This window comes from Halomonas sp. YLGW01 (assembly GCF_014840935.1).
GTDB lineage: Bacteria > Pseudomonadota > Gammaproteobacteria > Pseudomonadales > Halomonadaceae > Onishia.
The window spans coordinates 157,432-172,633 of the sequence record NZ_CP062005.1 but is presented as its reverse complement, the minus strand read 5'-3'; the positions used below and the strand labels follow the sequence as shown (position 1 = coordinate 172,633).

At 65.4% G+C, this 15,202-nt stretch carries 12 protein-coding genes; 1 reads left to right on the top strand and 11 read right to left on the bottom strand.

What is annotated here, in order from left to right; translation table 11 throughout:
* Positions 1-155: 155 nt before the first annotated feature.
* A complete protein-coding gene (ftsH, locus tag IEJ03_RS00795; RefSeq protein ID WP_192035874.1) occupies positions 156-2,150 on the bottom strand; it encodes an ATP-dependent zinc metalloprotease FtsH in 1,995 nt (664 codons plus the stop codon).
* A gap of 207 nt (positions 2,151-2,357) precedes the next feature.
* Positions 2,358-3,020, bottom strand: a complete 663-nt coding sequence (gene rlmE / locus IEJ03_RS00790) for a 23S rRNA (uridine(2552)-2'-O)-methyltransferase RlmE (RefSeq protein WP_242458010.1) — start codon at positions 3,018-3,020, stop codon at positions 2,358-2,360.
* Positions 3,021-3,171: 151 nt separating this feature from the next.
* Between rlmE and yhbY the strand changes: the two genes are divergently transcribed.
* Entirely contained in the window at positions 3,172-3,498 is a 327-nt protein-coding gene (yhbY, locus tag IEJ03_RS00785; RefSeq protein ID WP_192035873.1) for a ribosome assembly RNA-binding protein YhbY, read from the top strand.
* 88 nt (positions 3,499-3,586) lie between these two features.
* On the opposite strand, the gene greA is transcribed toward yhbY, so the two are convergent.
* From greA to grpE, 9 genes are all read right to left on the bottom strand, one after another.
* Positions 3,587-4,063 carry a transcription elongation factor GreA gene (gene greA, locus IEJ03_RS00780; RefSeq protein ID WP_192035872.1) on the bottom strand — a complete coding sequence of 159 codons (477 nt, stop codon included), beginning with the start codon at positions 4,061-4,063 and terminating at the stop codon, positions 3,587-3,589.
* Positions 4,060-7,290, bottom strand: a complete 3,231-nt coding sequence (gene carB, locus IEJ03_RS00775) for a carbamoyl-phosphate synthase large subunit (RefSeq protein WP_192035871.1) — start codon at positions 7,288-7,290, stop codon at positions 4,060-4,062. The genes greA and carB overlap by 4 nt, the downstream gene beginning before the upstream one ends.
* A 55-nt stretch (positions 7,291-7,345) precedes the next feature.
* Positions 7,346-8,491, bottom strand: coding sequence for a glutamine-hydrolyzing carbamoyl-phosphate synthase small subunit (carA, locus tag IEJ03_RS00770; protein WP_192035870.1), 1,146 nt, complete (start codon positions 8,489-8,491; stop codon positions 7,346-7,348).
* A 289-nt stretch (positions 8,492-8,780) separates the two neighbouring features.
* The gene (dapB, locus tag IEJ03_RS00765; protein WP_192035869.1) at positions 8,781-9,599 is read right to left on the bottom strand and encodes a 4-hydroxy-tetrahydrodipicolinate reductase; all 819 of its coding nucleotides are present in this window, start codon (positions 9,597-9,599) and stop codon (positions 8,781-8,783) included.
* Positions 9,600-9,786: 187 nt separating this feature from the next.
* Positions 9,787-10,707: a DMT family transporter gene (locus tag IEJ03_RS00760; RefSeq protein ID WP_347401007.1), complete on the bottom strand. Its 921-nt coding sequence runs from the start codon at positions 10,705-10,707 to the stop codon at positions 9,787-9,789.
* Between the two features lie 17 nt (positions 10,708-10,724).
* On the bottom strand, positions 10,725-11,006 hold the full coding sequence (locus tag IEJ03_RS00755; RefSeq protein WP_192035868.1) for a DUF2218 domain-containing protein: 282 nt from the start codon (positions 11,004-11,006) through the stop codon (positions 10,725-10,727).
* 140 nt (positions 11,007-11,146) lie between these two features.
* Positions 11,147-12,286: a molecular chaperone DnaJ gene (gene dnaJ / locus IEJ03_RS00750; protein WP_192035867.1), complete on the bottom strand. Its 1,140-nt coding sequence runs from the start codon at positions 12,284-12,286 to the stop codon at positions 11,147-11,149.
* A 92-nt stretch (positions 12,287-12,378) separates the two neighbouring features.
* Complete coding sequence (gene dnaK / locus IEJ03_RS00745; RefSeq protein WP_192035866.1) at positions 12,379-14,304, bottom strand: molecular chaperone DnaK; 1,926 nt, start codon at positions 14,302-14,304, stop codon at positions 12,379-12,381.
* Positions 14,305-14,473: 169 nt separating this feature from the next.
* On the bottom strand, positions 14,474-15,088 hold the full coding sequence (gene grpE, locus IEJ03_RS00740) for a nucleotide exchange factor GrpE (RefSeq protein WP_192035865.1): 615 nt from the start codon (positions 15,086-15,088) through the stop codon (positions 14,474-14,476).
* Positions 15,089-15,202 lie beyond the last annotated feature (114 nt).

Here is a 15,202-nt window from a genome sequence, read left to right as displayed (position 1 = left end):
TTGCAGCGCACCGGCGCCTTGTCCGTCATTCATGGCTTGCTCGATCCTGCTGACTGGCGATTGGCCCCGCGTGGGGGATGCTGGCGGGCATGATACCCAATAAACGCAAGAGGCGCCCACCGGGGGCGCCTCTTGCCTGACGGGAAAACCCTGCCTCAATGACCGGCGGGGCCACCCAGGGGGTCGGAGGGACGGCGGCGGGGCTCGTCGTCGCCCTCGTCGGCGTCGGACGCGGCATCCTGGTCGTCAGCCTTGCCGCTGGCCTGATCGTCTGCGCTGGGCGCGCCGCCGGCCGGCGAACCGCTGCCGCCCTGGTCATCCCAGTCCTTGGGCGGGCGCGGCGGACGCCCGTCCATGATATCGGCCAGCTGGTCGGCATCGATGGTCTCGTACTGCATCAGCGCCTCGGCCATGGCGTCCAGCTTGTCGCGGTTGTCCTCGAGGATCTGCTTGGCCTGCTCGTAGCAGCCGTCGATGATGCGACGCACCTCGTGGTCGAGCTTGGTGGTGGTGTCGCCGGACTTGAACTTGCCGCCGCCCTGGCCGGGGCCGCCGAGGAACTGGTGCGACTCGTCCTCGTCGTACATGATCGGCCCCATTTCCTCGGACAGGCCCCACTTGGCCACCATGTTGTGAGCCAGCTCGGTGGCGCGCTTGATGTCGTTGGAGGCGCCGGTGGTGACACCGTTCGGCCCCAGCGTCATCTCCTCGGCCAGCCGGCCGCCGAATAGCGAGCAGATCTGGCTGATGATCTGCTGACGGGACAGGCTGTAGCGGTCCTCCTCGGGGAGGAACATGGTCACGCCGAGGGCCCGGCCACGGGGAATGATGGTGACCTTGTAGACCGGGTCGTGCTCGGGCATCACCAGGCCGATGATGGCGTGGCCGGACTCGTGATAGGCGGTATTGAGCTTTTCCTTGTCGGTCATGACCATCGACTTGCGCTCGGCGCCCATCATGATCTTGTCCTTGGCGAGGTCCAGCTCCTCCATGCCCACCAGACGCTTGTTGCGCCGCGCGGCGAACAGGGCCGCCTCGTTGACCAGGTTGGCCAGATCGGCGCCGGAGAAGCCCGGAGTGCCTCGGGCGATCAGCGACGGCTTGACGTCATCGGCCAGCGGCACCTTACGCAGGTGCACGCCGAGGATGTGCTCACGGCCGCGGATGTCCGGCAGGCCGACGGTGACCTGGCGGTCGAAGCGGCCCGGGCGCAGCAGCGCCGGGTCGAGCACGTCGGGACGGTTGGTGGCGGCGATGACGATGACGCCCTCGTTGGCCTCGAAGCCGTCCATCTCGACCAGCAGCTGGTTCAGGGTCTGTTCGCGCTCATCGTTGCCACCGCCCATGCCGGCGCCACGGGAGCGGCCCACGGCATCGATCTCGTCGATGAAGATGATGCAGGGCGCCTGCTTCTTGGCCTGCTCGAACATGTCACGCACGCGAGAGGCGCCGACACCCACGAACATCTCGACGAAGTCTGAGCCGGAGATCGAGAAGAACGGCACCTTGGCCTCGCCGGCGATGGACTTGGCGAGCAGCGTCTTGCCGGTGCCCGGCGGGCCCACCATCAGCACGCCGCGGGGAATGGTGCCGCCGAGGCGCTGGAACTTGGACGGGTCACGCAGGAAGTCGACCAGCTCCTCGACCTCCTCCTTCGCCTCGTCGCAGCCGGCGACATCGGCGAAGGTGGTCTTGATCTGGTCCTGGGAGAGCAGCTTGGCCTTGGACTTGCCGAAGCTCATCGGGCCGCCCTTGCCGCCGGCCCCGCCCTGCATCTGACGCATGAAGAACAGGAAGATGGCGAGGATGATCAGGATCGGGAAGCTGGCGATCAGGAGCCGGGTCCACAGGCTCTGTTCCTCAGGCTTCTTGCCGACCACGGTCACGTCGTTCGCCAGCAGGTCATCCATCAGCTTGGGATCTTCCGCCGATGGCCGGATGGTCTGGAAATCCGAGCCGTCGGTGCGCTCACCGGAGATGGTGTAACCATCGATGGTGACGGTACGGACCTGCTGATTCTGCACCTGCTGGACGAACTGGGAATAGTTCATCGTCTGCGGTGAGTTCTCGACACTGAAGTTGTTGAACACCGTCAGCAGCACCGCCGCGATGACCAACCACAGGATCAGGTTCTTCGCCATATCATTCAAGGGAATACCCTCATTGCTGAAATCAAACTGCCAAGGTGGTTTTGCGTTCGACACTACAGGAGCCCGGCGTGTTCAACCACCCGGCGCAAGCCTCGACCAGCATCGCACACTCGACAGTACGTGTCCGTACATGAGAATCATAGCCAATCGCTATGATCGACGGCGGACCGCCCGGCCCGCCGCCCGCAGCGGCCACCCTGCGATGGGTCAGCCGCGAAAACCGTCCGCCAGCAGGTAGACTTCCCGGGAACGTGCGCGGGAGGCCTCCGGCTTGCGGGTCACAACCTTGGTGAAGCTGCCGCGCAGCTCCTTGAGGTAGGCATCGAAGCCCTCGCCCTGAAACACCTTGGCCAGGAAACGTCCGCCCGGGGACAGCGTCTGGCGGGCCAGATCCAGGGCCAGCTCGACCAGGTACATCGCCTGCGGCTGGTCGATGGCGGCCATCCCACTCATGTTGGGGGCCATGTCGGACATCACAAGGTCCACGCGCCGATCGCCGAGGGTCTCGAGGATCGCCTCGAGCACGGCCTCCTCGGTGAAATCGCCCTGATGGAAGGTCACGTCGGCCAGGGCATCCATCTCCAGGATATCGGAGGCGATCACCAGCCCCCGCTCGCCGACCTTCTCGGCGGCGACCTGACTCCAGCCGCCGGGCGCCGCGCCCAGGTCGATGACCGTCATGCCCGGCTTGAACAGCTTGTCCTTGGCATCCAGCTCGAGCAGCTTGTAACTCGCACGGCTGCGATACCCGTCCTGCCAGGAGCGTTGCACGTACTGGTCGTCGAAGTGTTCCTTGAGCCAGTTGCCACTGGTCTTGCTGGCCTGGCCACCACGTGACCCGGCACTCTTTGAACTGGTGGAGCGTGCCACGACATCACCTGAAATGCTTGGGGAATCTAATACCGAAAGGAAGGCCGGTCGCATGCCTTTCGTGGCGGCCATGCTTTCGCACAGGCCAACTTCCACGTACCATGACGTGTTCAGTACCATTTGTCAGTACAACCGGAACGATCAAGATATCATGAGCTTGTCACAGGCACAAAAGAAAGCACTGCGCAGCATCGGCCACCACCTCAATCCCGTCGTGACCGTCTCCGAGAACGGCATTTCCGAGGGTGTGCTGGCGGAACTCGACCGCGCCCTGGGCGACCATGAGCTGATCAAGGTCAAGCTGGCGATTCCCGAGCGCGACGATCGCGCCGCCGTCATCGCGGAGCTGGTCAAGGCCGCCCGCGCCGAGAACGTGCAGAGCATCGGCAAGGTGGTGCTGCTCTACCGCGCCAACCCCAAGGCCAACCCGAAGCTCTCCAACGTCAAGCGCTTCGAGGAACATCACGGCCGCCGCTAGGCCAAGTCCTGACGAGAAGGCCGCAGCCCGCCGCACAAAAAAACCCGCGACAGTGTCGCGGGTTTTTTTTGACCTGGCGGTCGCCGACTCAGAGGTGCTCGACGCTTGCGATCTCGTACTCGACCTCGCCGCCGGGAGTCTTGACCACCACCACGTCGCTTTCTTCCTTGCCGATCAGGGCACGGGCGATCGGGGAGGTGACCGAGATCTTGCCTGACTTGATGTCGGCCTCGTCCTCACCGACGATCCGGTAACGTACTTCCTCGTCGTTCTCCAGATTGATCAGCTCGACGGTCACGCCGAAGATCACCTTGCCGGTCTTGGGCAGCTTGGTGACGTCGATCACCTGGGAGCTCGAGAGCTTGCCCTCGATCTCCTGGATGCGCCCTTCGATGAAACCCTGCTGCTCGCGAGCGGCGTGATATTCGGCGTTCTCCTTGAGATCGCCGTGCTCACGAGCCTCGGCGATGGCGGCGATCACCTGGGGGCGCTCCACGCTCTTGAGCTGTTCAAGCTCTTGTCGCAGGTTCTGCTCGCCGGCCACGGTCATCGGGACCTTGTTCATTTTGTCGCTCCTGCATGCAGTTCCTGAAGCCGCCGCACCGTGATCTGGTTGCCATACTCGAGCGCCAGACAAACGGCCTGCGCCCCCGCCAACGTGGTGGCGTAGGGGACCTTGCGGGCGAGAGCGGTGCGACGGATGACCGAGGAGTCGGTGATGGCCTGGCGCCCCTCGGTGGTATTGACGATGTAGGCCACCTCGTCGTTCTTGAGCATATCGACGATGTGCGGCCTGCCTTCATTGACCTTGTTCACGGACTCGACGGCGATGCCGGCGGCCTCGAGGGCGCGCGCGGTGCCGCGGGTAGCGCAAAGGGTGAAGCCCAATTCTACCAAAGATTGAGCGACCTCGATAACGCCTGCCTTGTCGGGCTCACGGACCGACAGGAAGGCCTTGCGCTCGCCGGTCAGGCGCGGAATCGCCTCGCCGGCGCCCAGCTGCGCCTTGTAGAAGGCCTCGGCGAAGGTCTCGCCCGAGCCCATCACCTCACCGGTGGACTTCATCTCCGGCGCCAGGATCGGATCGACCCCCGGGAACTTGTTGAAGGGGAAGACCGCTTCCTTGACGCTGTAGAAGTGCGGCACGATCTCGCGGGTGAAGCCCTGGGAGGCGAGGGTCTGGCCGGCCATGCAGCGCGCCGCGATCTGAGCGAGCGAGGTGCCGATGCACTTCGACACGAAGGGCACGGTGCGCGAGGCCCGCGGGTTGACCTCGATGACGTAGATCTCGCCGTCCTGCCAGGCGAGCTGCACGTTCATCAGGCCGACCACGTTGAGCTCCACGGCCATGCGCTTGATCTGGTCGCGCATCTCGTCCTGGACGTCGGCCGGCAGCGAATACGGCGGCAGCGCACAGGCGGAGTCGCCGGAGTGCACGCCGGCCTGCTCGATGTGCTGCATGATGCCGCCGATCACCACCTGCTCACCGTCGCTGACCGCATCCACGTCGACCTCCACGGCCGCCTTGAGGAAGTGATCCAGCAGCACCGGAGAGTCGTTGGAGACCTTGACCGCGTGCGTCATGTAGCGCTCGAGCTCGGTGGCCGAGTAGACGATCTCCATGGCCCGGCCGCCCAGCACGTAGGATGGACGCACCACCAGCGGGTAGCCGATGGCCTCGGCCTTGGCGAAGGCCTCCTCGAAGCTTCTGGCGGTGGCGTTGGGCGGCTGCTTGAGACCCAGCTTGTCGATCATGTGCTGGAAGCGCTCGCGGTCCTCGGCGCGGTCGATGGCGTCCGGGGTGGTGCCGATGATCGGCACGCCGGCGGCCTCAAGGGCCCGGGCCAGCTTGAGCGGCGTCTGGCCGCCGAACTGCACGATCACGCCCTCCGGGCGCTCCTTGTCGGCGATCTCCAGCACGTCCTCGAGGGTCACCGGCTCGAAGTAGAGGCGATCGGAGATGTCGTAGTCGGTGGACACGGTCTCCGGGTTGCAGTTGACCATGATGGTCTCGTATCCATCCTCGCGCATGGCGAGGGCGGCGTGGACGCAGCAGTAGTCGAACTCGATGCCCTGGCCGATGCGGTTGGGCCCGCCGCCCAGCACCATGATCTTCTTCTTGTCGCTGACCTCGGCCTCGCACTCCTCCTCGTAGGTGGAGTACATGTAAGCGGTGTCGGAGGCGAACTCGGCGGCGCAGGTGTCGACGCGCTTGTAGACCGGGCGCACGTCGTGACTCTGGCGTGCCTTGCGGAACTCGCCCTCGGACACGCCGAGCAGGCTCGACAGGCGGGCATCCGAGAAGCCCTTGCGCTTGAGCGCGAAGATCTCGCGGCCACTCAAGTCGGACAGGGAACGGCGCTTCAGGTCTTCCTCGAGGCGAATCAGCTCCTCGAGCTGCACCAGGTACCAGCGGTCGACGTTGGTGAGGGCGAAGATCTCGTCGACGCTCATGCCGGCGCGCATGGCATCGGCGATGTAGAAGATGCGCTCGGCGCCGGCGGCCTGCAGCTCGCCCTTTAGGTGCGCCATGCTCTCCGGCGAATAGTCCTCGACCACCGGGTCGAGACCGTCCTTGCCGGTCTCCATGCCGCGCAGCGCCTTCTGCAGCGACTCCTGGAAGGTACGGCCGATCGCCATCACCTCGCCCACCGACTTCATCTGGGTGGTCAGGCGGTCATTCGCCTGGGGGAACTTCTCGAAGGTGAAGCGCGGAATCTTGGTCACGACGTAGTCGATCGCCGGCTCGAAGGACGCCGGGGTGCGACCGCCGGTAATGTCGTTGTTGAGCTCGTCGAGGGTATAGCCGACGGCCAGCTTGGCGGCGATCTTGGCGATCGGGAAGCCGGTGGCCTTGGAGGCCAGCGCCGAGGAGCGCGACACCCGCGGGTTCATCTCGATCACGACCATGCGCCCGGTATTCGGGTCGACGCCGAACTGCACGTTGGAACCGCCGGTCTCGACGCCGATCTCACGCAGCACCGCAAGCGATGCGTCGCGCATGATCTGGTATTCCTTGTCGGTCAGCGTCTGGGCCGGGGCCACGGTGATCGAGTCGCCGGTGTGCACGCCCATCGGGTCGAAGTTCTCGATGGCGCAGACGATGATGCAGTTGTCGTGCTTGTCGCGCACGACCTCCATCTCGTACTCCTTCCAGCCGAGCAGCGACTCGTCGATCAGGAGCTCATGGTTGGTGGAGAGTTCGAAACCGCGATGGCAGATCTCCTCGAACTCTTCCTTGTTGTAGGCCACGCCGCCACCGGAGCCGCCCATGGTGAAGGACGGACGGATGATGGTCGGGAAGCCGAGCTCGGCCTGAATCTCCCAGGCCTCGTCCATGGAGTGCGCGACCTTGGCCTTCGGACACTCCAGGCCGATCTTCTTCATGGCCTGATCGAAGCGGTCCCGATCCTCGGCCTTGTCGATGGTGTCGGCGTTGGCGCCGATCATCTCCACACCGTACTTCTCGAGCACGCCGTGCTTGTCGAGCTCCAGGGCACAGTTCAGGGCGGTCTGGCCGCCCATGGTCGGCAGCACCGCATCGGGGCGCTCGGCCTCGATGATCTTCTCCACCGCTTCCCAGGTGATCGGCTCGATGTAGGTGGCATCGGCCATCACCGGGTCGGTCATGATGGTCGCCGGATTGGAGTTGACCAGGATGACCCGGTAGCCCTCCTCGCGCAGGGCCTTGCAGGCCTGGGCGCCGGAATAGTCGAATTCGCAGGCCTGGCCGATGACGATCGGGCCAGCGCCAATGATCAGGATGCTCTGGATATCGGTACGCTTGGGCATGACGTTTCCCGCAGAAAAAAGGTGACAGACGACGGCGCGATCGAGCAGGGGCCGCCTAGCGGCGGGCCTGCATCAGGGCAACGAACTTGTCGAACAGCGGCGCCACATCGCGCGGGCCGGGGCTCGCTTCGGGGTGACCCTGGAAGCCGAACGCCGGACGATCGGTGCGCTCGATGCCCTGCAGCGAGCCATCGAACAGCGAGCGATGGGTGGCGCGCAGGGTAGCCGGCAGGCTCGCCTCGTCGGCGGCGAAGCCGTGGTTCTGGCTGGTGATCATCACCTGGCCAGTCTCCAGATCCTGAACCGGGTGGTTGGCGCCGTGGTGGCCAAACTTCATCTTGGCGGTCTTGGCGCCGCTGGCCAGCGCCAGCAGCTGATGGCCCAGGCAGATGCCGAACACCGGCAGTTCGGTGTCGAGGATCTCGCGGATCGCGGTGATCGCGTAGTCGCAGGGCTCGGGGTCGCCCGGGCCGTTGGCCAGGAAGACGCCATCCGGGTTCAGCGCCAGCACCTCGGCGGCCGGGGTCTGAGCCGGCACCACGGTCAGGCGGCATCCGCGGGAGGCCAGCATGCGCAGGATGTTGCGCTTGACGCCGAAATCGTAGGCGACCACATGGAAGGGGCGCTCGCTGGTCGTCGTATCGGCATAGCCCTGACCCAGGGTCCACTCGCCTTCGCTCCACTCATACGGGGTCTGGCAGGACACCACCTTGGCCAGATCCATGCCCTTGAGGCCCGGGAAGGCCTTAGCCGCGGCCAGGGCGCGCTCGACGGCGTCATCACCTTCGGCATCCGGGCCCGCCAGGATGGCGCCGTTCTGGGCCCCCTTGTCGCGCAGGATCCGCGTCAGGCGACGCGTATCGATATCGGCGATGCCGAGCACGTTCTGGCTCTTCAGGTAGTCGTCGAGGCGCTGCTCGCTGCGGAAGTTGCTGGCCAGCAGCGGCAGGTCGCGGATCACCAGGCCGGCGGCGGCGATGGCGCCAGACTCGACGTCTTCAGAATTGATGCCGGTGTTGCCGATGTGGGGATAGGTGAGGGTGACGATCTGTCGGGTGTAGGAGGGGTCGGTGAGAATCTCTTGGTAACCGGTCATGGCGGTATTGAACACCACTTCACCGCTGGTTTGCCCATCGGCGCCGATCGCAATGCCATGGAAAACGCTGCCATCTTCCAAGGCCAATATCGCGGGTTTGTTCAACGCAACTTCCTCCCATGCTCAGGAGACCGTCAGGGGCAACGGCCTCTTCGTCCGACAACTGGTGTGATTTTCTGGCGGCGGGCGCTATCGGCGGCTCGTAAAAAAGCGGGACGAAACCCGGAAAACCGGTTTCATCCCGCTTGTTGTCATTCGCTCGAATGCCTGCTGGCGCGATTCGCTACAAGCGAGAGATAACGCCCGGCCAAAAAATTTGGACAATGTTACCGGAATTGGCGCCCGCCGACTAGCCTCTTGGTCCAATGGACGCCGGGCAACGGGCAGGCTCGCGTTACTTGAGTTCGAGCACGTCCTGCATGTCATAGCGCCCCGCCGGGCGAGCGGCGACCCAGCGCGCGGCGCGCACCGCGCCCTTGGCGAAGGTCATGCGGCTACTGGCCTTGTGGGTGATCTCGATGCGCTCGCCTTCGGTGGCGAACATCACCGTGTGCTCCCCGACGATGTCGCCGGCTCGCACGGTGGCGAAGCCGATCTCCTTGTCGGTGCGTGGGCCACACTGGCCGACCCGCTCGAACACGCCGTACTCCTTGAGGGGGCGCTTAAGAGCATCGGCCATCACCTCGCCCATCTTCAGCGCCGTGCCGGAGGGCGCATCGACCTTGTGGCGATGGTGGGACTCGATCACCTCGATGTCGTAGCCTTCGTCGCCGAGCGCCTTGGCGGCGGTTTCGAGCAGCTTGAGGGTCAGGTTGACGCCGACGCTCATGTTGGGCGCGAAGACCATCGGCACCCGGTCGCGATAGCCGTCGAGCTCGGCGAGCTCATCGTCGGAGAGCCCGGTGGTGCCGATCACGATCGCCTTGCCGTGCTGGGCACACAGCGCCAGATTATCCAGCGTCACCCGGGGCGCGGTGAAGTCGATCAGCACGTCGACCTCATCGAGCACGGCGGCGAGATCGTCACTGGCCACCACGCCGAGCTTGCCGAGGCCCGCCAGCTCGCCCAGATCGGCGCCGGCGAGCGAACTGCCCGACTCGACGATCCCCGCGGCCAGGGTGGCCTCCGGGTCCTGGGTGACGGCGTTGACCAGGGTACGGCCCATGCGGCCGGCGACGCCGACGATGGCAATGCGGGGAGCGTGAGAGGACATGCGGTCTCCAAGCGGTTGGCGAGAGTCGTGGCACACGTCGTTAAGTACGGCGTGTAAAGAGTCGCGTGAAAAGTCGCGGAAGTATACCAAGGGCCGACGCGGCGCGTCTGTCACGCCCGCACCTCTCGCCGCCTGCAGACGTCCCGCTCAGCCGCGTCGCTTACTCCATGCCCCCTGGCACCTGCCTTCAGCCCCGTCGACCCTGGGCGTCGTCACGCCACAGCAACACGATCGCCGCCAGCACCAGCACACTGCCGGGCAGCCATTGCCAGTCAAGTCGCCCGGGCGCTTGAAGAAACAGCAGCAGCATCGACACGAAGGGCACCAGGTAGCCGTAGGCGGTGACGGCCGCGGGCGTCAGCACCGCGGTCGCCCGCTGCTGCAGCCAGAAGGTCAGGGCGCTGGAGAAGAGCCCCAGGTAGAACAGCACCAGGCCATCCCGGGGGCGCATTGAGTAAAGCGCCATAGCGGGTTCGATCGCGAGCCCCAGGGCCCCGATCAGCACGCCGCCGAGCGTCAGGCTCCAGAAGGTGCGCACCGCCGCCGAGCTCGAGACCAGCCCACGCGACAGCCCCCACTTGGACAGCACCGGATAGCCGGCACTGGCCAGACAGCCGAGGAAGAAGACCGCCTCGCCGCGCCCCATCGCAAGCCCCGTCGCACGCCCTGTACCGCCCCCTAACCCGCGGCCACCGGCCTCGGCCCAGGCCAGCAACAGCGCGCCGGTCGCCCCCAGACCAAGGATCAGCGGCAGCCGCCAGCGGCGTCGCTCGAGTCCCGCCACCAACCCCAGCAGGAAGGCCAGCAGCGGCACGCTGACGAACAGCGTGGCCATCGAGAGCGCCGTTGTCTGGCTCGCCGCCCAGAACATCGCCGCGAAGAAGCCGGCCAGGCACAACCCCATCGCCGCATAGAGCCACCAGGCGGCGCCAACGGGCCAGCGATCCGGCGAGTGCCGCACCAGCACCCACAGAGCCAGCGCCGCGATAGCAAAACGCAGGGCGGTCAGCAGCATCGGCGGCAGGGCGGCATCGATCAGCCCCACCGCCGGAAACGACAGCCCCACCAGTAGCGCCCACAGCAGCAGGCCGAGGTGAGCCTTGAGGATCGCCGAGCGAGACGTACTCAGTTCTCCCAGACGATCGTCAGCGGCTCATCGCCGGCCATGCGCTCCAGGTGGCTTGCCACCACGCCCTCGAGGGCGTCGAGGCCTTCCACATGCAGCGCCTCGATGGCCACCACCAGCCGCTCGCCATCGGCCTCCATCAGGCAGGTGCCGGCATCGAAGTGGACACGGCCGCGGCCCTCGTCATGCTCGACCTTAAGCTTATGCGCCCAATGCTTGCACAGGCGCTTGATCAAGTTGCGGCCAGAGGCGGTGGGAATCTCGGCGCGGGAAATGGGCATGGCGGGCTCCGTGTTCCTGGATCATGAGCCTCAAGCCTATGACGATGCCCCTGGTGAGCGCCAGACCATACGCCAGATAGACGAAGGCCCCGCCTCCTCTCGGAGCGCGGGGCCTTGGCGTCCTGCGAGAGACATCGGCCCTAGGGCTTCATGTCCTCGAAGAACTTCTTCACGCCGTCGAAGAAGCTGGTCTTCTTCGGCGAGTGGTGGCTGTTGCTGCCCTCCAGGCTGTCCTGGAAGCGGCGCAGCAGGTCTTTCTGCTCGTCGCTGAGATTGACCGGGGTCTCCAGCACGACCTTGCACAGCAGGTCGCCGGCGGGGCCGCCGCGAACCGGCTTGACGCCCTTGCCGCGCATGCGGAACAGCTTGCCGGTCTGGGTCTCGGCGGGAATCTTCAGCTTGACCCGGCCATTCAGGGTCGGCACTTCGAGCTCACCGCCCAGCGCCGCATCGACGAAGTTGATCGGCACTTCGCACTGCAGGTCGCGACCGTCGCGGCGGAAGATCTTGTGCGGCTTGATCGCCACCTGCACATAGAGATCGCCGGGCGGGCCACCGTTGAGGCCGGCTTCGCCCTCGGCGTTGAGGCGAATGCGATCGCCGGTATCGACACCGGCCGGAATCTTCACCGACAGGGTGCGGGTCTCGCGCACGCGCCCTTCGCCATGACACTCGTGGCAGGGCACCTTGATCTGCTGGCCGGAGCCATGACAGGTCGGACAGGTCTGCTGCACGGCGAAGAAGCCCTGCTGCATGCGCACCTGGCCGTGACCGGCACAGGTCGGGCAGGTCTCCTTGGTGGAACCCGGCTCGGCGCCGCCGCCGTCGCAGCGGCCGCACTCGACGTGACGCGGCACGCGGATATCCACCGAGGTGCCGGCCACCGCATCCTCGAGGTCGAGCTCGAGGTTGTAGCGCAGGTCGGAGCCGCGCTGCGGGGCGTTGGGATGACGACGACCACCGCCGCCTCCGCCGAAGATATCGCCGAACACGTCGCCGAAGATGTCGCTGAAGCCGCCGGCCCCGGCGCCGCCGAAGCCGCCACCGCCCTGACCATCGACGCCGGCGTGACCGAACTGGTCGTAGGCCGCACGTTTCTCGGCGTCGCTCAGGACCTCGTAGGCCTCGGACACTTCCTGGAACTTCTGCTGAGCGCTCTCGTCATCCGGATTGCGGTCCGGGTGAAACTTCTGGGCGAGGCGTCGGTAGGCCTTCTTGACCTCTTTCTGGTCGGCCCCGCGCTCGACGCCCAGGACCTCGTAGTAATCACGTTTGGACATGGGTCTGTCCGCCTCCGTAGCGACAGTGCGGAAACACCAACGCGGGAGTCAGGCTCCCGCGCTGGCGTCATCCATCATTCAGATGTCGTGGTTTACTGCTTTTTCTGGTCGTCGTTGACTTCTTCGTACTCGGCGTCGACCACGTCATCTTCCTGCTTGGCACCCGCCTCGGCGCCGGCCTGGGCCTGCTCGCCTTCGGCCTGCTCGGCGTACATCTTCTGCGCCAGGGCGCCGGAGGCTTCGGTCAGGGCATCCAGCTTGGCCTGGATGGCTTCCTGGTCGTCGCCCTTGGACGCCTCTTCCAGCTCGGCGATGGCCGTTTCGATCTTCTGCTTCTCATCGTCGGTCGCCTTGTCACCGGCTTCCTCGATGGTCTTCTTGGCGGCGTGGACCATGCCGTCGGCCTGGTTGCGCAGCTGAACCAGCTCCTCGAACTTCTTGTCCTCGTCGGCGTGAGCCTCGGCGTCCTGGACCATCTGCTCGATCTCTTCATCGGACAGGCCGCTGGAGGCCTTGATGACGATCGACTGTTCCTTGCCGGTGGCCTTGTCCTTGGCGGACACGTTGAGGATGCCGTTGGCGTCGAGGTCGAAGGCGACTTCGATCTGCGGCACGCCACGCGGCGCCGGCGGAATGTCGCTGAGGTCGAAACGACCCAGAGACTTGTTGCCGCTGGACTGCTTGCGCTCGCCCTGCTGGACGTGGATGGTCACGGCCGTCTGGTTGTCATCCGCGGTCGAGAAGGTCTGGGTCTTCTTGGTCGGGATGGTCGAGTTCTTCTCGATCAGCGGGGTCATCACGCCGCCGAGGGTCTCGATGCCCAGCGTCAGCGGGGTCACGTCGAGCAGCAGCACGTCCTTGACGTCGCCGCCCAGTACGCCGCCCTGGATGGCAGCACCCACGGCCACGGCTTCGTCCGGGTTAACGTCCTTGCGGGCGTCCTTGCCGAAGAACTCGGCGACCTGCTTCTGCACCATCGGCATGCGAGTCTGACCGCCCACCAGGATCACGTCGTCGATCTCGGACGCGGACAGGCCGGCGTCGGACAGGGCGGTCTTGCAGGGCGCCATGGAACGCTTGACCAGGTCCTCGACCAGCGACTCGAGCTTGGCACGGGTCACCTTGACGTTGAGGTGCTTGGGACCGGTGTTGTCGGCAGTGACGTACGGCAGGTTGACGTCGGTCTGCTGAGCGCTGGACAGCTCGATCTTGGCCTTCTCGGCGGCTTCCTTGAGGCGCTGCATGGCCAGGTTGTCGCCGGAGAGGTCGATGCCGCTGTCGGCCTTGAACTGATCGACCAGGTAGTTGATCAGCTGCATGTCGAAGTCTTCGCCACCCAGGAAGGTGTCGCCGTTGGTGGCGAGCACTTCGAACTGGGTCTCGCCGTCGACGTCGGCCACTTCAATGATGGAGATATCGAAGGTACCGCCACCCAGGTCATAGACCGCGATGGTCTTGTCGCCGCGGGCCTTGTCCATGCCGTAGGCCAGGGCAGCCGCGGTCGGCTCGTTGATGATGCGCTTGACCTCGAGGCCAGCGATGCGACCCGCGTCCTTGGTGGCCTGACGCTGGGAGTCGTTGAAGTAGGCCGGCACGGTGATCACCGCCTCGGTCACTTCCTCGCCCAGGTAGTCTTCGGCGGTCTTCTTCATCTTCTTAAGGACTTCGGCGCTGACCTGCGGCGGTGCCAGCTTCTTGTCCTTGACCTGTACCCAGGCGTCGCCGTTGTCGGCTTCGGTGATGGTGTAGGGCACCATCTTGATGTCCTTCTGGACGACATCGTCCTTGAAGCGACGGCCGATCAGGCGCTTGATCGCGTACAGGGTGTTCTGCGGGTTGGTGACGGCCTGGCGCTTGGCCGCCTGACCCACCAGCGTCTCGCCATCATCGGTGTAGGCGATGATGGACGGCGTGGTGCGGCCACCTTCGGCGTTCTCGATGACTTTGGCGCTGTCGCCGTCGAGAACGGCGACACAGGAGTTGGTTGTCCCCAGGTCAATACCGATGATGCGTCCCATAGGAAATCCTCGAAAAGTCGTTGCTTTGATCCGTTACTCGCGGCAAATGCCGCGGGGTTGTCGTCTATGTGGGGGCCGCTGAAATCATTTCAAGCCCTTTTTTTGACGACGCGTGCTGTTTTGCTGTCGTGGGGGGCGGCGCACCACGGCATGGCGCGCCTGCCCGGCCTTAACCGGCGGCCTGGCTGACCACGACCATCGCCGGGCGCACCAGGCGACCGTTGAGCAGGTAGCCCTTCTGCATCACCTCGATGACGGAGTTGGGCTCGACATCGGGGGAAGGCACCATGGTCAGCGCCTCGTGGAACTGCGGGTCGAACGGTTCGCCCTGCGGGTCGACCTGCTCGACGCCGAACTTGCCCAGCACGTCGATCTGCATCTTCAGGGTCATGGACACGCCCTCGCGGTGGGCGTCGCTGGCGCCGTCTTCCATGGCCTCCAGCGCCTTCTCGAGGCTGTCGACCACCGGCAGTAGCTCCTTGACGAACTTCTCCAGCGCGAACTTGCGCGCCTTGTCGACATCCTGCTCGGCGCGGCGACGCACGTTCTGGGCCTCGGCCGCGGCACGCAGCTGCTGGTCCTTGGCTTCCTTCAGGCTCTCCTCGAGCTCTTCGACCTTCGCGGCCAGCACGTCGGCCTCGGCGTTCTCGATGACCTCGGCGTCGGCCTGAGCCTCGGCCTGGACTTCGGCGCTCTCGGAGGCCTCCTGCGGCTCGACTTCGCCCTCGGCGGCGGCTTGCTCCAGTTCGGCTTCTTCCAACGGAGTCTGGGGTTCTTTGGCCATGAGCATCTCCTGACGTCGAAAGGCGGCCCAAGGCCGCCCTGGCAGCTGAATGGGTCAACTGGATGGGTGAACTCCCGCCTATATGGGGATGGTCACGGCGAACTCAAGGCATGG